Source organism: Jeotgalicoccus sp. ATCC 8456 (genome assembly GCF_016313225.1).
Classification (GTDB): Bacteria; Bacillota; Bacilli; order Staphylococcales; family Salinicoccaceae; genus Jeotgalicoccus; species Jeotgalicoccus marinus.
Genome location: NZ_CP066224.1, coordinates 732,514 through 750,028, shown reverse-complemented (window position 1 = coordinate 750,028; position 17,515 = coordinate 732,514). Strand labels below are relative to the sequence as shown.

Here is a 17,515-nt window from a genome sequence, read left to right as displayed (position 1 = left end):
ATGCCTCACATCAATGTGCTCTTACGGGATATAAAGGTTAAACCCTTATTAGAAGGCCCATGGGCTGGAGTCGATGCTGGTGTTTTGGGTCTACATAATAATAATTTTGACATCATGCATCTCTATGGTGACTTTGATAGTGTTTCAGAGCTTGAACTTGAAAAGTTACAAGAAAAGCTAGACTTTGAAATTTCACCAGCGGAAAAAGATTTTACAGATTCTGAAATTGCTTTAAAGGCACTTGCTGAAGCGGGTTATACGAGTATTGATGTTTACGGTGCACTCGGTGGACGAATCGATCATGAGTTAATTAACATTCAACTGTTAAAAAACCATCAACTTAGAGAATTAAATATTAGACTTATCGATGACAAAAACATCATAAGTCTGTTACCATCAGGTAGGCACAATCTGTCAAAGACGTCGTTGACATATGTCTCATTTGTTCCGTTTTACGATGAGACTTGTTTAACCTTGTCAGGTTTTAAATATAACTTAACGGATAAATATATTAGTATTGGTGAAACATTGACCGTCTCAAATGAGTTTCAAAACGATGAAGCCTTTGTTGAAACGAGTCATGATTTATTAATGATAAATTCTTCAGATTAGAGGTGGATGAATGATATTTGCAGGTGCAATTGTCAACGCATTAGCGATTATCGTTGGTGGGTTACTCGGTATGGTATTAACCTTTATACCTGAGCACATTAAAGATGCAATAATGAAAATACAGGGTGTTTTTATTATTGCCATGGGTATACAAATGGTTGTCGGTGCGACCGACATTTTGACAACGCTTATATCACTCATTATTGGTGTAGTTGTTGGTGAAGTGATTCAATTGGAAAAACAATTAAACCGCATGGGTCACCTACTAGAGTATAAACTTGGTGACAAGCATGGGGGTAATATCTCTCAAGGTTTAATTTCAGGGATGTTAATCTTTATAGTCGGTGCGATGGGCATTGTCGGTGGTTTGGATGCAGGTCTACGCGGGAACAATGATGTCCTGTATACAAAATCAGCGATGGACTTCTTCATTGCCTTAGTTATGACAGCGGCCTACGGTCGTGGCGTTATTTTTTCAGGTATTCCTACATTTATTTATACAGCACTGATCATTATTAGTGCACGTCTAATTGCTGCTTTTATACCTGAAGGGACACTCAATTTGATGATAGATCAAGTGAGTGCAACTGGAGGGGTAATTCTACTTGCTATCGGTTTAAATATGTTAAATGTGACCGCAATGCGAGTAGGGAATATGATTCCAGCAATCTTTATTGGCATGATTTTAGTTTGGATGATTTCATTCTTCTAAAAAAAAGCCGTCAGATCAATTGATTTGACGGCTTTTTTAATATTAAACGCGTTCTACTTTACCAGATTTTAGTGCACGAGCTGAAACCCAAACTTTTTTAGGCTTACCGTCAACTAAAATTCTTACTTTTTGTAGGTTAGCTCCAAAAGTTCTCTTATTAGCGTTTAGCGCGTGAGAACGGTTGTTACCACTTCTAGATCTGCGTCCAGTTACATAACATTCTTTGACCATGTGTCCCACTCCTCTACTTAAAATTACATAATCATGTTCTTTTATACTTTATGCATACTCTAATATGGTACACTAAGACAGATGATAAGACAATAGAAATTTTTAGAAAATGTTTAGAAAAACTGTAATAACACTTGTATTTGACTAGTGGTTTTGCTTATAATTATATGATGTATTGGAGGCGAATTAAATGGCGCTAGAAATTGTAAATGATTTAGGTAAAATTGAAATTTCAACGGATGTAATTGCGAATATCGCTGGTGGTACTGTCGTAGAATCTTACGGTGTTGTTGGAATGGCATCTAAGAACCAAGTCCGCGATGGTTTTGCTGAACTCCTAGGTAAAGAAAACTATTCACGTGGAGTAATCGTTGAAAATAATGAAGGTAAGTTGACAATTGAGTTATATATAATTGCCGGTTACGGTGTGAAAATATCAGAAGTTGCTTCAAATGTACAAACTTCAGTAAAATATAAATTAGAAAAAACATTGGGCTTAAATATAGAAGCTGTGAATATACACGTTCAAGGCGTGCGTATTATCTCAACAGATGAGTAACCAGGGAGGATTTACAAGATAATGAACAAAATAGATGGCGTAATGTTCCGACAAATGATTAAAAACGGAGCACAAAACCTAAAAAAGAATGCAGATTATGTTGATTCATTAAACGTATTTCCGGTCCCAGACGGCGATACAGGTACGAACATGAATCTTTCGATGTCTTCAGGTGCGAGTGAAGTCGAACCGGTAGACGATAAGCATATTGGTACAGTAGGTAAGCACTTTTCAAAAGGCTTACTTATGGGCGCACGTGGAAACTCAGGTGTCATACTATCTCAATTATTTAGAGGCTTCTCTAAGGCGATTGAAGATAAGGATACGGTCGATACAGATCAGTTTATTGCAGCGTTTAAACAGGGTGTTAAAACTGCATATAAAGCAGTGATGAAACCAGTTGAAGGTACAATATTAACTGTCGCAAAGGACGCATCTAAAAAAGCTGCTGAATTTGAAGGCCAAGATAAGTCAATTATCGAAGTGATGCAAGCGACTTTAGAAGAGGTAAAAGCTTCATTGAAGCGTACGCCTGAATTGTTACCAGTCTTAAAAGAGGTTGGTGTGGTCGATTCTGGTGGACAAGGTTTAGTCTATGTTTATGAAGGTTTCTTAAGTGCTTTAACAGGTCAAGAAATCGAAGAGGACGAAGATCAATTAAACAATGAGTTATTAGTGGATTCTCATGACCACGACAATGATTTCGATGACTTTATGAGTGTCGATGATATCGAGTTTGGTTATTGTACAGAATTCATGGTGCGTTTCGAAGATGGTAAACGTGCCTTTGATGAAGATGAATTCCGTCAAGAGATGAGTGACTTTGGTGATTCTTTACTCGTCATTTCTGATGATGAAATTGTAAAAGTTCACGTCCACACTGAAACACCTGGTGAGGCGTTCACATATGGTCAAACATACGGTGAATTAATTAAACTTAAAGTTGAAAACATGCGTGAGCAGTTCAGAACAGTTCACGGCAATAAAAATGATAAAGTAGCTGAGAAACAATCATACGATACTGCCATAATCACAGTATCAAGTGGAGAAGGCATAAACGAGTTGTTTAAGAGTATCGGAGTGACTCATGTCATCAACGGTGGCCAAACAATGAATCCTTCTACTGAGGACATTGTCAATGTCATTAAAGATGAAGATGTAAAAGAAGTCTTGATACTACCTAATAATAAGAATATTGTGATGGCAGCAGAACAAGCGACTTACATGCTCGATATTCCTTCAGCAGTGGTTTCGACAACATCAATCCCTGAAGGTTTAGCTGCAATGCTTAGCTTTAACCCAGAAGCAGAATTATCAGAGAATAAAGCGCAGATGACTAAAGCATTTGAATTTGTCCAAACAGGACAAGTGACATATTCAGTCAGAGATACTAAAATAGATGGCATAGAGATTAAAAAAGACCAGCATATGGGTATCGCAAATGGTAAAATCATTACTGCTAGTGACTCAAAACATACGACGCTAAAAGATCTAATTAACAATATGATTGATGAGGATACTGAAATCATTACTGTACTGATCGGTGAAGAAGGTACAGAAGAAGAAGTTGAATCAGTGATTGAAGAAATAGAAACAGAAAATGAAGATGTAGAATTTGAAGTTCATAACGGTGCACAGCCCGTATACAGCTACTTAATTTCTGTTGAATAAAGAAGACTGGCCGCATCGGTTAACCCGATGCGGCTTTTTGAACACGGAGGGATTGTATGAAATTTAAAAGTGTCTTTGACATAATCGGCCCGGTCATGGTCGGTCCATCATCATCACATACGGCAGGTGCGGCGAGAATCGGCTTACTTGCAAGAAGTCTCTTCGGCGGACAGCCAGATAAGGTAGACATTTATTTATATGGTTCCTTTAGGGATACATATCAAGGCCATGCGACAGATGTTGCTTTACTCGGTGGTCTCCTTGGTTACGACACGGATGATGAACGTATTATCAATGCAAAAAAAGAAGCAGAATCACACAATATGACTTATAATTTTATAGAAATGAACGAAGAACGTTCACACCCGAATACTGCGGTCTTACACTTATTTAAAGGTGAGGAAGAGCTTGTGATCGAGGGTGTCTCCATCGGTGGCGGTAAGATAGAGCTCGTTAGTATAAATGGTTACAACATTAATATATCTGGTAACTATCATGCTTTACTTGTCTTTCACAAGGATGAGTTCGGTACGATTGCACGTGTGACAACTAAGCTGGGTGAAGAACAACTCAATATTTCTCAGATGAGCGTTTCACGTAAGGAAAAAGGCCAAGTAGCCCTAATGACTGTTGAACTTGATGACACAATTTCACAAACCGCAATAGATGAAATTCGTGCTGTAAAAGGTGTCGACAGAGTCATAGAAATGATTGGAGGATAAGAAATGTTTAATAGTATAAATCAATTAGTAGAACGTGCCTTATCTGAAGGTATTTCTCTTTCAGAAGTGATGATTCAACAAGAGATGGAACAGACAGGTCAATCGTATTTAGATGTTTATAATTTGATGAAAATTAATTATGAAACGATGGAAAATGCGGTTCAAGAAGGTATTGCTGGTGTGAATTCTACAACAGGATTAACCGGTATGGACGCTGTGAAGATGCAGAAATATATAGATTCAGGTAAGGGACTGAGCGGTGAACTTAATCTCCTTGCAATTGCCAATGCAATTTCAACAAATGAAGTTAATGCGGCTATGGGTAAAATTTGTGCGACACTGACAGCTGGTTCTGCAGGTGTTGTCCCTGGTGTTTTATTTGCTATGGTAAAAAAAGATCCGACGATTACTGAGGAACAAAAGATTCGCTTCTTGTTCACTTCAGGTGCCTTTGGTTTTGTCGTTGCGAATAATGCGAGTATCTCAGGTGCAGCAGGCGGCTGCCAAGCAGAAGTGGGTAGTGCCAGTGCGATGGCTGCAGCCGCACTTGTAGAATTAGCAGGTGGTACACCAGAAATGAGTGCGAACGCCTTCGCCATCGCTATGAAAAATATGCTCGGGCTTGTATGTGACCTAGTTGCTGGTTTAGTAGAGGTACCATGTGTCAAACGTAATGCAGCAGGTGCATCTAATGCTTTAACAGCAGCAGATATGGCATTAGCAGGAATTGAATCAAGAATTCCAGCAGATGAGGTCATTGAAGCGATGTACAAGATAGGGTTAACAATGCCATCAGCGCTCCGTGAAACTGGTCGTGGTGGTTTAGCGGCTACACCAACAGGAGAACGTCTTAAAGCAGAACTATTCGGTGCAAAATAATGACGCGCATTCATCAGGTACAGACACCAGATCAAAGTATAACGGGTTTAAAAGGTGTCGGGGATAAGGTCAAAGAAAAACTTTTTAGTATTGGAATAGAAGGTGTGAATGATGTATTATTTCACCTTCCTTCATCCTATACAGATCAAAGTGTGGTTAATATAAATGAAGCTATAGACGGCGCAAATATTACCGTAGAAGGTACAGTGAAAACTGAACCTCAATTAGCTTTCTTTAGAAAAGGTAAGAGCCGTCTTACTTTTTTTATGGATGCAGATGGTATTTATGTTAAGGTAACTTTCTTTAATCAACCCTATCTTAAAAGTAAAATTATTAATGGTGAATTTGTTAGGCTCTTCGGGAAATTTAACCGTAATAAGCTTGAGATTAACGGTAGTAAATTAATCTTTGAAGCTAGTGGAGGCATGTCGGTAAAATATCCACTCGGTGGCGTGATACAGTCGAAAACCTTTCAAAAAATAGTGAGAAGTGCCTTTGACACTGCTATTTTTAACTTAGATTTACCACAACACTTAAAAGCAAAATATAAGTTGATGGCTGTACGTGACGCCTTGTTCGAACTTCATTTTCCAACGAGTCAGGTTATGACAGATCAAGCGAGACGTACAATTAAATTCTTTGAGTTGTATAATTTCCAACTTAAGATAATGGATAAACGACAAAAAGAACGCGTGAGAAGCGAGCGTTTTATAGTCGATTATAATATAGATGAATTAAAGCAGTTTATAGAAACCTTACCCTTTGAATTAACAGGAGATCAAAAGCGTAGCGTCAATGATATTTGCCGTGATTTTAAGCAGAATATTTCCATGCACAGGCTACTACAAGGTGATGTGGGTAGTGGGAAGACGATTGTTGCTGGAATTGCTGTTTACGCCGTGAAGACCATCGGTGAACAAAGTGCAGTAATGGTCCCAACAGAAGTGCTTGCTAACCAGCATTATCAGAGTTTTAAAGATACTTTTGGTGATAAGCTAGTTATTGAAAAACTCACAGGGACGACCAAACCTAGAGAAAAAAGAGAAATTTTGGATCGACTGAGTAGTGGTGAAATTGATCTCTTAGTAGGAACGCATGCGATCTTTGAAGACGACGTGGTTTTTGACCGTTTAAGTTTTACAATTATAGATGAGCAACACCGCTTTGGTGTAAGACAAAGGCAACGCTTAAACGATAAGGCTTATAGAAAAAATGTGTTGTACATGACAGCGACTCCGATTCCAAGAACTTTATCGATTACTGCTTATGGTGATATGGATATCTCTCTAATAAGAGAAATGCCAGCAGGACGTTTGCCAATTACAACAGAATGGCGACGCTTTAATGAGTTAGATCAAGTGTTAAGCTCAGTAAAAAATGAAATAGATAAAGGCCATAGTGCCTATATTGTCGCACCGTTAATTGAAGAGTCGGAAACCTTAGACTTAAAAAATGTCTACGAGATTTATAGTATTTTTGAAGATTACTTTGGACATGAAGACGTCGTACTTGTACACGGGCGAATGAAGCCTGAAGAGAAAAATGATGCAATGAAGGCTTTTGAATCTCTGAATAAAAAACTTTTAGTATCGACAACAGTGATTGAAGTAGGTATTAATGTGCCTAATGCGACATCCATAGTGATCTTTAATGCAGAACGATTCGGGTTATCTACTTTACATCAGCTTAGAGGAAGAGTCGGTCGGAATAATAAACAAAGTGCATGTATTTTAGTCAGTGATGCGGCGACAGATAATGCCAAATTACGAATGGAAATCATGACCTCTACGACAGATGGCTTTATTTTGAGTGAACGCGATTTAGAAATGCGTGGACCAGGTGATTACTTTGGTGTCAGACAAAGTGGTTTACCACAATTTAAAGTTGCTGACATTACAGAAGATTATCGTATACTAGAAGTAGCGAGAGAGGAAGCAGCAAAAGCCTATCTTCAAGATCAGTTTTAATCGGAGGAAACCATGAGAATTTTATTGAGAACACTCGGGGTGTTGATGATTGTTGCCGCACTAGTCTTATTTTTCTGGCAGGATATTAGAGAATACTTTACAGATCAAGTCAATGATAAAGTCATTACTGCCTACCAAGACGGTGATGATGATGTAAAGATAAATCCTTTAGAGTCCTTTGTTTCTGGTGTTGAAGCAACTGAAGATACATCACTTAATATTTCAGATAATATGGCTGGTGTGCTGGAAATTGAAAGTGCTGAAATCTTTGAACCATTATATAAAGGCGCGCTGACTGAAGAGAAACTTCGTAATGGTGTCAGTTTACTTGAAGAAACGGATAATCTAGAGATGCAGAATATCCCGATTGCTGGTCATAGAGTTGAAGGTGCAGGCATCAGATTTAACTACATCGACCGTGCAGAAGTTGGGGATGAAGTCAAAATCATTACCCATGATGATACGAAAGTGTATAAGATTACTGAAATGTTTGAAGTTGAACCTACAGAAGTCAATGTCCTCGACCAAAAAGAGGGCGAGCCACAAGAACTGACATTGATTACATGTGAGGATTACAATCCAGACACGTTACTCTTTGAGAAGCGGTTAATCGTTAAAGCTGAAATAGTTCAATAATAGCGCACTTCCTCCCATGGAGGAAGTGTTTTTATGTGCCGTCGACCTTATAACGAAGGCGAGTATTTTGATTTACGTGCCGTCGTCACCCGTAATAAATGCACTTTTTTATCATTGAAACTAATTGAAAAAATGGTAAGGGTTTAATATACTAAGTTTAGTGTTATGTTTAGATATTAATACCAACTACTAAAGTATAGAAGATTAGAGGAATCGACATGGGGAAATTAAAGAAAGTGGAACGACAATCAAATCTAGAAGCACATCTAGAAGAAGATCCATTTTTAACTGATGACCAGTTAGCAAAGATTTTTGACGTGTCTATCCAAACGATTCGTTTGGACCGTCTCGAATTGAATATACCTGAATTAAGAACGAGAGTTCAACACGTTGCTCGTGAAGGGGCAGATAAGATTCGTGCGTTATCTGTTCAAGATGTAGTCGGGGAAATAATCGATATCGAACTCAATGACAATGCAATTTCTCTGTTTATCATTGAAAGCGGGCATGTCTTTGAAAAAAACGAAATTGCCCGAGGGCATTTTTTGTTTGCACAAGCAAATTCTCTTTGTGTCGCTTTAATCGATGAGCCACTAGCATTAACTTCAAAAGCAGAAGTAGATTTTAAACGACCTGTTATGTTAAATGATAAGGTTATCGCCAAAGCAAAGGTGATCTCGATGGATAAGAATAGGGCACAAATTGAAGTGGAATCAAAAGTGAATGGTAAAGTGATTTTTACTGGAAAATTTGAAATGTATTATAAAGATGAAGATGGAGCTGAGTAGAACATGGCTAAAATTGCGATTGATTTAATGGGTGGAGACAATGCCCCTAGAGCGATAGAAGAAGGTGTACTCGAAGCGGTAGAGACATACCCAGATGTAGAAATCCTAGCATTTGGAACAAAAGGTAGCTACACACAGTCCCATCCAAAAGTGACGTTTATTGAAGTAACAGAAGTGATTGAATCAGATGATGATCCAGTCAAAGCGGTCAGAAAGAAAAAAGATAGTTCACTGGTTCGTGCAATTAAAGCGGTCAGTGATGGTGAGGCGGATGCGATTGTATCTGCAGGAAATACAGGTGCCTTGATGAGTGCAGGACTCTTTGGAGTCAAGCGCATAAAGGGTATCGAACGTCCGGCGATTACTTCGATGATTCCGACCACTTCAGGTGAAGGTATGATGTTACTTGATATGGGTGCGAATTCTGAGAATAAGCCGAACCATTTACTGCAATTTGCACAGATGGCAAGTGTCTATATGGAAAATATAGAGGGCAGAGAGAATCCTTCAATCGGGCTCATTAACAACGGTTCAGAAGAAATTAAAGGTACTGAGCTAACTAAAGAAACCTATCAGCTGCTCAAAAATAGCGGCTTAAACTTTGCAGGTTTTTTTGAGACGAGAGATATTTTATCTGGAAAAGTTGATATTGCAGTAACAGATGGTTTTACAGGTAATATCGTCTTAAAAACCATTGAGGGTACTGCCAGTGCGCTCATGAGTGAGCTAAAGAAAATTATGTATAAAAGCACGTTAAATAAAGGTGCAGCCCTAGTCTTGAAAAACGATTTAGGCGACCTTAAAGATATGTTGGACTACCGACAGTTTGGTGGTGCGCCATTAATGGGCTTACGTGGAAACGTGCTTAAGGCACATGGCTCTTCTGACTCGACAGCGATCGTTAATGCTATAAAACAAGCAAAAATTATGGCGGATTCTGGTACGATTGAAAAAATTCAAGAATTGATAGGTGAATCAAATGAGTAGATTACTAATCTTTCCTGGCCAAGGCGCACAGTACGGCGGTATGGCTAAGGATCTATACGAAAATAACGACAAGGCAAAAGCCATTCTCGATAAAATTTTCGACTTATCAAACTACGACTTAAAAGAAATTATGTTTAGTGAAGATGATGACAGATTGAACGACACTAAGTATACACAGCCAGCTCTTTTTGCTCATAGTCTAGCAGTCGTTGAAGCAACAGGTATAACAGGCGATTACTTACTTGGGCACTCACTAGGTGAGCTTCCAGCATTGGTACATGCTGGTGTTGTTTCATTGGCAGATGGTGTTCGTCTTGTAGAAAAACGTGGGGAACTAATGAGTCAAACTGAAGATGGCGCAATGGCTGCCATCATTGGTATGGACTATGATGCGCTTAAAGAAACTTGTGAGGCAGCCTCAACGGATGAGGAAAGCGTTGCACCTGCAAATATTAATGCGCCAGACCAAGTTGTCGTTTCAGGTGACAAGGCTGCTGTGGAATGTTTTAGAGCACTCGCGAAGGATGCTGGTGCGAGACGCATCATACCATTAAAGGTATCAGGCGCTTTTCACTCGCACTTAATGGCACCTGCGAAAGATCAGTTCAAGGCTTTTGTTAAAGATATTACTTTCAACGATGCAAAAACACCTGTCATTCAAAATGTGTCTGCTAAAGCTGAAACGGATAGTGAAACAATTAAGGCAAATTTTGTTGAACAAATCACGCATCCAGTCCGTTTTGTAGAATGTGTGGAAACTGCAGCGGCACATGGTGTAACAGAATCTGTAGAGGTTGGACCGAAGAAAGTTCAGTCTGGCTTAGTACGTAAGATCACTAAGGAAATCTCAACATCAAATATTGATACGATCGAACATGTGGAGGTGTTTTTAAATGAGTAAAGTTGCATTAGTCACAGGCGCATCTCGAGGAATTGGTCGTGCGATTGCATTGACATTAGCTGAAGAAGGGCACACTGTAGTCGTCAATTACTCTGGTTCAAAAGACAAAGCAGAAGAAGTTGTTAAAGAGATTGAAGACAAGGGTGGGAAAGCGACAGCCTATCAGTGCCAAGTCCAAAATGCTGATGAAGTGAAAGAAATGGTTAAATATATCACGGATACTTATAGTTCTATCGATGTTGTTGTAAACAACGCAGGTATTACGAAAGATAATCTATTGATGCGCATGAAAGAGGAAGAGTTTGACGCAGTTGTGGATGTTAACTTAAAAGGTGCATTCAATGTCATTAAGAGTGTATCAAGACCGATGATCCGCCAAAAATCAGGGCGTATTATTAATATTTCAAGTATCGTTGGATCACTTGGGAATGCAGGGCAAACAAACTATGTTGCAACGAAGGCAGCGATCGATGGCATGACGAAGTCAACTGCGAGAGAACTTGCAGCTAAAAACATTACAGTGAATGCTGTGGCACCTGGATTTATTAAAAGTGATATGACAGATGTTTTAAGTGATGACATCAAAGATGGTATGTTACAACAAATTCCTTTAAAACATTTCGGTGACACGAAAGATATCGCAGATGCAGTGAGTTTCTTAGCAAGTGACCGTGCATCGTACATTACAGGCCAAGTATTACACGTCAACGGCGGTATGTACATGGGGTAGAGCTTATGATATTATTTAAGGGAGGTGAATTGAATAATGGCTAACATTGACAAAATTAAAGATATCATCGTTGACAAACTTGGAATCGATGAAGAAAAAGTAACTAGAGAAGCTTCTTTTAAAGATGATCTAGGTGCTGACTCACTTGACATTGCTGAATTAGTAATGGAACTTGAAGACGAGTTTGATATGGAAATTCCTGATGAGGAAGCTGAAAAGATTAACACAGTAGGCGACGCATTAGATTTCATTGATAAAATCGAAAAAGAGCAATAATAAGCTTCGAAAAATCCACTCCGGAGAGTGGATTTTTCTTTGTAATTAAAAACTAAGAAAGTAAAATATAAGAGGTGATTAAATGGACTTTAACGTTGTCTTAAACAAGGTGAAAACTGAAGACAGTGCTAGGGAAAAGCTAAGAGACTTTAACCAACTATTTAAAGCATTTACAAGTCAGTTGAATATAACAGTAGAAAATTTAATGCTCTACCAACAAGCCTTTATGCATAGTTCATATATCAATGATTTAGGCTTAGATAAACGCTATAATAATGAGCGTTTAGAATTTCTAGGAGATGCGGTACTAGAATTGATGGTTTCAGATCATATTTTTAATAAATACGAAGCTTTACCTGAGGGCAGATTAACAAAACTTCGTGCCAATATCGTATGTGAACCTTCACTTGTAGTATTTGCCTCAAAAATTAACATGGAACAACTCATCTTACTGGGTAGAGGTGAGGAGAAAACAGGGGGTAGACATAGACCGTCTATTGTTAGTGATGCCTTTGAAGCCTTCTTAGGCGCCTTATACTTAGATCAGGGGACCAAGGGTGTCTTTCAATTTTTAAGCCAGGTTGTCTTTCCAGAAATACAGACGAGTGATTATAATGCAGTGGTGGATTACAAGACAAAGTTACAAGAATATGCACATAGTGCTTATAAAGATAGTGTAACTTATACACTGGTTAGTGCATCTGGACCGAGCCACCATAGACAATTTGAGACCACTGCAAACCTAGGTAATAAAGTCCTCGGCCATGGTCAAGGTCTAACTAAAAAAGAATCAGAACAACAAGCAGCTAAAAGTGCATTGCTGGCACTTGGCCAAGAGGTGTAAATGAATGGTATTTTTAAAGCGAATCGAAGCTCAAGGTTTTAAATCTTTTGCAGATAAAGTAAATATTAAATTCGATAGCGGAGTCACAGCAGTTGTCGGGCCTAACGGTAGTGGTAAAAGTAACATCACTGATGCTATACGCTGGGTGCTTGGAGAGCAGTCTGCACGTGTCATGCGCGGTGCCAAGATGGAAGATGTCATCTTTGATGGAACTGAAAACCGTAACCCTATGAATAGTGCTTCTGTTAGTTTAATATTAGACAACAGTAAAAAAGTACTTGGTGATGAAGCGGAAGTCGTTATATCTAGGAAATTATATAGAAATGGTGACAGTGAGTACTTCATTGATAAGGAAAAGGTTAAGTTAAAAAATATTACCGAACTCTTTATGGATTCAGGACTTGGCAAAAATGCTTATAATATTATCAGCCAGGGTCAGGTCGATGAAATACTTAATGCAAAACCATTAGAACGTCGTAAGATTATCGAAGAAGCTGCAGGTGTCATGAAGTATAAAAGTCGTAAAATCGAGTCTGAGAAACGTCTCGAAGAGACCAAGCAAAACTTACTTCGCGTTCATGATATTATCGAAGAAATTTCTTCACGTGTCGAACGTTTAGAAAGAGAAAGTGCTGTCGCTGAAGAGTACTTGGCATTAAAAGAAGAAATGACTGAAAGCGATATTGAAGTAACAGTCTATGATGCGAAATTACTCGCTAGTGAACTCAAAGACTTAAAGACAGCTATAAACAAAGAAGAAACGACGTTAAAGACTTCTCGTGAAAAATTAGAGTCAGTTTTAAATGAACAAACAGAGTTAAATAATGAACGTGATGAATTAGAGGCAAAATCAAAGTCATTAAACAACCAATTATTAGAAGATGCACGTACCCTTGAGCAAATTGAGGGGCGCATCGCCTTGTATGCTGAAAGAGAGACAAATAAGGAAACCTTAAGAGAAGATTTAAACAGTCGTCTTGAAAAAAATAAGGCTGAAATTACTACACTAAAAGAGCAGTTGCAAGAAGAAACAACTAAAAAAGATGAATTAGCATATGCTTGCACTGAACTTGCTACAAAGATTAAAAATAAGGAAAGAGAAATCAGTGTCATAAGAGAAGGCAATGATACTGATATAGAAGAGTTAAAAGATCAGTATTACCAGCTCATGGTAGAAAAGACAACCTTAGAAAATGATAAACGACGCAATCATGATGAGCAGTCTAAAATCGAAAATAATATCCGCTATAAATCCGAACGTTTAGAAACGCTCTTAAATGAAGTGAGTGAAGCTGAGTCGAAACTTAAAGATTTAAAAGCAGGAGCTGAAACGACAGGGCAGAATCTAAATAGAGCGAGACAAGCATATAAGGATACTAAATCAAAGCTTGATTCCTTAAATGAAAATTACGACCAGGCAAAAAGTGATTATAACCGAGCCGAAAACTTCATCCAAAACCAGCAATCAAAGCTGGATATGCTTAGAAATATGGAAGAGAATTACCAGGGGTATTACCCTGGTGTTCGGGCAATTTTGAAAAAAAAAAAGAGTATTCCTGGTGTTGTCGGTCCAGTGGGTGAATTGATTAGTGCTAATCCAGAGTACATGACTGCTTTAGATACTGCACTTGGTCAAGCGAGCCAGAATATTGTTATGGATGTAGAGTATAATGCAAGAACTGCGATTCAATTTTTAAAACAAAAGAAACTCGGTTTCGCAACTTTCTTACCACTTGATACCATTAAGGAGCGCCACCTATCGGTGGATATAGAAAATGCACTACAGTCTTCAGGTGTGGAATATCAAATATTATCAGAAGTGACAGATATTGACCGTGCCTATAGAAAAGTGATTCTACATTTATTAAATACGACGATTGTCGTGAAAAACTTAGAAGATGCTTCTCGTATATCTCGAGCGAGTAATCAAAGAGTTAGAATTATTACCTTAGACGGCGACATTATCATGCCTGGTGGGGCAATGAGTGGTGGTTCTAAAAACCGTAAGGGATCCATCATGGAAACTAAAAAAGAAATCGCTGATATCACTGAAAAAATAAATGCTTATAAATCACAGACAGCGGAGCTTGAAAATAAGGTCAATCGCTATAGGGAGCAAATCTTACAAGCGACAGCAGAATTAAAAACACAAGAAAACAGTGGCGTACAGCTCGCAGAAGTGTACGATGAAGAAGAAAGAGAAATTGCTAAACTTGAATATGCGCTTCAGTCAAAAAATGAAAATGCTAAAGAGATTCAAAAGGAAGTCGATGGTTTATCAGCAAGTACTAACGAAGAAAACCTCGATCAGCAAATTGAAAACTTAACGTCTAAAATGGCTGATATTGAAACTTCAATTAACATGATGAGTCGCTCTAATGATGAAAAAGATAAGGAAATAGAAACATTATCACACGAGATTCAACAGCTAAATAATGATAAAATAAGTAAAGACGGTGATGTGCGTTACACACGTGCATCGATTAGCCGAATTGAAGCGTCAATTGAAGATCTTGAAAATCAAGTTGCGAATATTGAAAGTGAAATCAGCATGGTGGATGATGACTTATCTGCTATGAATATTGAAGAATTAGAGACGAACAAAACCGAGTTAACACAAACTGTCGCGACCATTAAATCTTCTCAACAAGAGAATGATGAAAAACTGGTCACTGTTAAGGACGCACTAAAATCTATCGCAAGTAAAGAAACAGCGCTTCGTGCAGAAATTGATGACTGTCAATCCAGACTCCGTGGACAGTCAGCAGAATTAGAAGGTGTCGATACTAAATTAGAGAACAAACTGACTTATATTAGTGATAACTACAAGATGACTTATGAGTTAGCACTCAGTAAGTTCGATAGTTTTGAAAACATTGAAGAAAAACGTCAAAAAATCACTTTAAACAAGAAGAGTATTGAAGAACTCGGACCGGTTAACTTGGGTTCAATCGAAGAGTTTAAGACAGTTAATGAACGCTTTACCTTCTTAAAAGAACAAGAAGCGGACTTAATTGATGCAAGACAAACCTTATTAGATGTTATTGCCGAAATGGATGAAGAAGTTTCGGTTCGTTTTAAAGATACTTTCATTCAAGTCAATGTTTACTTCCAAGATGTCTTTAGTGAGATGTTTGGCGGTGGGCGTGCTGAACTCAGATTACAAGAACCCGACAATTACTTAGATTCTGGTATAGAGATTTTTGCGGAGCCACCTGGCAAGAAGTTATCCTCCCTATCTTTATTATCCGGTGGGGAACGTGCTTTGACAGCAATCAGCTTACTCTTTAGTGTGCTGAAAGTTAAGGTAAGTCCGTTTATAATTTTAGATGAAGTTGAAGCGGCACTCGATGAAGCAAACGTGATAAGATATGCAAGATACTTGAAAAAACTATCTCACGATACGCAGTTTATCGTTATTACTCATAGAAAAGGCACTATGGAAGAATCAGACCGCTTGTTTGGTGTAACCATGCAAGAAAAAGGTGTGACGAAGTTAATCAGTGTCGATTTGAAAAACTATGTTGACCCTGGAGTTAATGAAAAGAAAGGAAGAGTTTAATGGGTATTTTTGATCGTTTCAGACGTAAGAAAAAAACAAGTGAAGAAACCCCAGAAAATTTAGAAACACAGACAGACAAGCTTGATGATGGGCTGATTAGTTTAGATGAATTTGAAGAGTGGGAACAAGAACAGCTCAGCTATAAATTTGAACAAGGGCTTAAAAAGAGCCGTGATAAGTTCCAAGCAGATATCAATGCTTTGATGTCACGTTACCGTAAAGTCGATGAAGACTTCTTTGAAGCATTAGAAGAAGTACTTATCTCAGCGGATGTCGGTTTTAATACTGTACTTGAATTAACTGAAGAACTACGCCGTGAAGCACAGTTGAAAAATATCACAGAGACGGCTGACTTAAGAGAGACCATCGTTGAAAAAATGGTAGAAATATATGAGCGTAACGGTGACTTATCTGAAGAGATGAACATTCAAAATGATGAGTTGACCGTTGTATTAATGGTCGGTGTAAATGGTGTAGGTAAGACAACTTCAATCGGTAAACTTGCCTATAAATACCAACAAGAAGGCAAGAAAGTAATGCTCGCTGCGGGTGATACTTTCCGTGCCGGTGCAATCAACCAACTGCAAGTTTGGGGTGATAGAGTCGGTGTAGATGTCATTAAACAGGCAGAAGGCTCTGACCCCGCAGCAGTCATGTTCGATGCAGTAAGTGCTGCAAAAAAACGCGGTGCAGACATCCTTTTATGTGATACTGCAGGCCGTCTACAGAATAAAGGAAACTTGATGAATGAGCTCGGTAAGATTAAGAAAGTCATTCAAAAAGTTGTCCCAGAAGCACCTCATGAAGTCCTCTTAGTACTCGATGCAACAACTGGGCAAAATGCACTGAGCCAGGCCAAAGCCTTTAAAGAAGTCACTGACGTTACCGGCATTATTCTTTCCAAATTAGACGGGACGGCCAAAGGTGGGATCGTTCTAGCGATTAAGAATGAACTCGGTATACCAGTTAAGTTTGTAGGACTCGGTGAAAAACTGGATGATCTTCAGCCTTTTGATGCAGAAAACTATGTTTATGGTTTATTTGCTGATATGATTGAAGACTCGGAAACGCTCGAAGAAAAATTAGAGGAAGATGCTGATGACTAATGATTTAGAGCGCACGATGCGCATGAATTATCTCTATGATTTTTATCAGACCTTACTCACAGAAAAACAACAAAAATATATAGAATTATATTATCTTGAAGACTTTCAGTTTTCGGAAATTGCAGAAGCAATGGATGTTACACGTCAAGCAGTCTACGATAACTTAAAGCGGTCGAGAGATCTTTTAGAACATTATGAAGAGACACTCGGTATGTATAAGAACTTTAATAAGCGACTTGAACTCTATAAGGATTTAAAAGAAGCGCTTGGTGATGATACGAGTGCAGAAGTAAAGGATATATTAAATCGTCTAGAAAACCTAGATTAAGGAG

At 38.4% G+C, this 17,515-nt stretch carries 18 protein-coding genes; 17 read left to right on the top strand and 1 reads right to left on the bottom strand.

Annotated elements, in window-relative coordinates:
• Both JEM45_RS03800 and JEM45_RS03795 read left to right on the top strand, forming a co-directional pair.
• Positions 1–612, top strand: a complete 612-nt coding sequence (locus tag JEM45_RS03800; protein WP_198687841.1) for a thiamine diphosphokinase — start codon at positions 1–3, stop codon at positions 610–612.
• Between the two features lie 10 nt (positions 613–622).
• Positions 623–1,324: a DUF554 domain-containing protein gene (locus JEM45_RS03795; RefSeq protein WP_198687840.1), complete on the top strand. Its 702-nt coding sequence runs from the start codon at positions 623–625 to the stop codon at positions 1,322–1,324.
• Between the two features lie 42 nt (positions 1,325–1,366).
• Here the strand turns inward: JEM45_RS03795 and rpmB are convergent, their stop codons facing one another.
• Positions 1,367–1,555 carry a 50S ribosomal protein L28 gene (rpmB, locus tag JEM45_RS03790; protein WP_026867566.1) on the bottom strand — a complete coding sequence of 63 codons (189 nt, stop codon included), beginning with the start codon at positions 1,553–1,555 and terminating at the stop codon, positions 1,367–1,369.
• A gap of 190 nt (positions 1,556–1,745) precedes the next feature.
• Here rpmB and JEM45_RS03785 point away from each other — a divergent pair, with 190 nt between their 5' ends.
• The 15 genes from JEM45_RS03785 (at position 1,746) to JEM45_RS03715 (ending at position 17,511) form a co-directional block, all read left to right on the top strand.
• Positions 1,746–2,114: an Asp23/Gls24 family envelope stress response protein gene (locus tag JEM45_RS03785; RefSeq protein ID WP_026867567.1), complete on the top strand. Its 369-nt coding sequence runs from the start codon at positions 1,746–1,748 to the stop codon at positions 2,112–2,114.
• Positions 2,115–2,132: 18 nt separating this feature from the next.
• Entirely contained in the window at positions 2,133–3,785 is a 1,653-nt protein-coding gene (locus tag JEM45_RS03780) for a DAK2 domain-containing protein (protein WP_198687960.1), read from the top strand.
• Between the two features lie 56 nt (positions 3,786–3,841).
• On the top strand, positions 3,842–4,507 hold the full coding sequence (gene sdaAB, locus JEM45_RS03775; protein WP_198687839.1) for an L-serine ammonia-lyase, iron-sulfur-dependent subunit beta: 666 nt from the start codon (positions 3,842–3,844) through the stop codon (positions 4,505–4,507).
• A 3-nt stretch (positions 4,508–4,510) separates the two neighbouring features.
• Positions 4,511–5,386 carry an L-serine ammonia-lyase, iron-sulfur-dependent, subunit alpha gene (sdaAA, locus tag JEM45_RS03770; RefSeq protein ID WP_198687838.1) on the top strand — a complete coding sequence of 292 codons (876 nt, stop codon included), beginning with the start codon at positions 4,511–4,513 and terminating at the stop codon, positions 5,384–5,386.
• Positions 5,386–7,353, top strand: a complete 1,968-nt coding sequence (gene recG / locus JEM45_RS03765) for an ATP-dependent DNA helicase RecG (RefSeq protein WP_198687837.1) — start codon at positions 5,386–5,388, stop codon at positions 7,351–7,353. Before sdaAA ends, recG begins: the two co-directional genes overlap by 1 nt.
• Positions 7,354–7,365: 12 nt before the next feature.
• Positions 7,366–7,989 (top strand): class D sortase, encoded by a 624-nt coding sequence (locus JEM45_RS03760; RefSeq protein ID WP_198687836.1) that lies wholly within the window; start codon positions 7,366–7,368, stop codon positions 7,987–7,989.
• Positions 7,990–8,207: 218 nt separating this feature from the next.
• Positions 8,208–8,777 (top strand): transcription factor FapR, encoded by a 570-nt coding sequence (fapR, locus tag JEM45_RS03755; RefSeq protein ID WP_026867572.1) that lies wholly within the window; start codon positions 8,208–8,210, stop codon positions 8,775–8,777.
• A 3-nt stretch (positions 8,778–8,780) separates the two neighbouring features.
• Positions 8,781–9,764, top strand: a complete 984-nt coding sequence (plsX, locus tag JEM45_RS03750) for a phosphate acyltransferase PlsX (RefSeq protein ID WP_166626499.1) — start codon at positions 8,781–8,783, stop codon at positions 9,762–9,764.
• On the top strand, positions 9,757–10,665 hold the full coding sequence (fabD, locus tag JEM45_RS03745) for an ACP S-malonyltransferase (RefSeq protein WP_026867574.1): 909 nt from the start codon (positions 9,757–9,759) through the stop codon (positions 10,663–10,665). Before plsX ends, fabD begins: the two co-directional genes overlap by 8 nt.
• Positions 10,658–11,395: a 3-oxoacyl-[acyl-carrier-protein] reductase gene (gene fabG, locus JEM45_RS03740; protein WP_198687835.1), complete on the top strand. Its 738-nt coding sequence runs from the start codon at positions 10,658–10,660 to the stop codon at positions 11,393–11,395. Before fabD ends, fabG begins: the two co-directional genes overlap by 8 nt.
• Before the next feature lie 36 nt (positions 11,396–11,431).
• Positions 11,432–11,671, top strand: coding sequence for an acyl carrier protein (locus JEM45_RS03735; RefSeq protein ID WP_026867576.1), 240 nt, complete (start codon positions 11,432–11,434; stop codon positions 11,669–11,671).
• Between the two features lie 82 nt (positions 11,672–11,753).
• Positions 11,754–12,515 (top strand): ribonuclease III, encoded by a 762-nt coding sequence (gene rnc, locus JEM45_RS03730; RefSeq protein ID WP_051220573.1) that lies wholly within the window; start codon positions 11,754–11,756, stop codon positions 12,513–12,515.
• Between the two features lie 4 nt (positions 12,516–12,519).
• Entirely contained in the window at positions 12,520–16,077 is a 3,558-nt protein-coding gene (gene smc, locus JEM45_RS03725) for a chromosome segregation protein SMC (RefSeq protein ID WP_198687834.1), read from the top strand.
• A complete protein-coding gene (gene ftsY, locus JEM45_RS03720; protein ID WP_026867579.1) occupies positions 16,077–17,183 on the top strand; it encodes a signal recognition particle-docking protein FtsY in 1,107 nt (368 codons plus the stop codon). The genes smc and ftsY overlap by 1 nt, the downstream gene beginning before the upstream one ends.
• Entirely contained in the window at positions 17,173–17,511 is a 339-nt protein-coding gene (locus JEM45_RS03715; RefSeq protein WP_198687959.1) for a putative DNA-binding protein, read from the top strand. The genes ftsY and JEM45_RS03715 overlap by 11 nt, the downstream gene beginning before the upstream one ends.
• Positions 17,512–17,515: the final 4 nt, after the last annotated feature.

Excerpts from the sequence above, each read along its gene's own strand:
- JEM45_RS03800 (WP_198687841.1), top strand. The coding sequence starts at position 1 with ATGCCTCACATCAATGTGCTCTTACGGGATATAAAGGTTAAACCCTTA.
- JEM45_RS03795 (WP_198687840.1), top strand. The coding sequence starts at position 623 with ATGATATTTGCAGGTGCAATTGTCAACGCATTAGCGATTATCGTTGGT.
- rpmB (WP_026867566.1), bottom strand. The coding sequence starts at position 1,555 with ATGGTCAAAGAATGTTATGTAACTGGACGCAGATCTAGAAGTGGTAAC.
- JEM45_RS03785 (WP_026867567.1), top strand. The coding sequence starts at position 1,746 with ATGGCGCTAGAAATTGTAAATGATTTAGGTAAAATTGAAATTTCAACG.
- sdaAB (WP_198687839.1), top strand. The coding sequence starts at position 3,842 with ATGAAATTTAAAAGTGTCTTTGACATAATCGGCCCGGTCATGGTCGGT.
- sdaAA (WP_198687838.1), top strand. The coding sequence starts at position 4,511 with ATGTTTAATAGTATAAATCAATTAGTAGAACGTGCCTTATCTGAAGGT.
- recG (WP_198687837.1), top strand. The coding sequence starts at position 5,386 with ATGACGCGCATTCATCAGGTACAGACACCAGATCAAAGTATAACGGGT.
- JEM45_RS03760 (WP_198687836.1), top strand. The coding sequence starts at position 7,366 with ATGAGAATTTTATTGAGAACACTCGGGGTGTTGATGATTGTTGCCGCA.
- fapR (WP_026867572.1), top strand. The coding sequence starts at position 8,208 with ATGGGGAAATTAAAGAAAGTGGAACGACAATCAAATCTAGAAGCACAT.
- plsX (WP_166626499.1), top strand. The coding sequence starts at position 8,781 with ATGGCTAAAATTGCGATTGATTTAATGGGTGGAGACAATGCCCCTAGA.
- fabD (WP_026867574.1), top strand. The coding sequence starts at position 9,757 with ATGAGTAGATTACTAATCTTTCCTGGCCAAGGCGCACAGTACGGCGGT.
- fabG (WP_198687835.1), top strand. The coding sequence starts at position 10,658 with ATGAGTAAAGTTGCATTAGTCACAGGCGCATCTCGAGGAATTGGTCGT.
- JEM45_RS03735 (WP_026867576.1), top strand. The coding sequence starts at position 11,432 with ATGGCTAACATTGACAAAATTAAAGATATCATCGTTGACAAACTTGGA.
- rnc (WP_051220573.1), top strand. The coding sequence starts at position 11,754 with ATGGACTTTAACGTTGTCTTAAACAAGGTGAAAACTGAAGACAGTGCT.
- smc (WP_198687834.1), top strand. The coding sequence starts at position 12,520 with ATGGTATTTTTAAAGCGAATCGAAGCTCAAGGTTTTAAATCTTTTGCA.
- ftsY (WP_026867579.1), top strand. The coding sequence starts at position 16,077 with ATGGGTATTTTTGATCGTTTCAGACGTAAGAAAAAAACAAGTGAAGAA.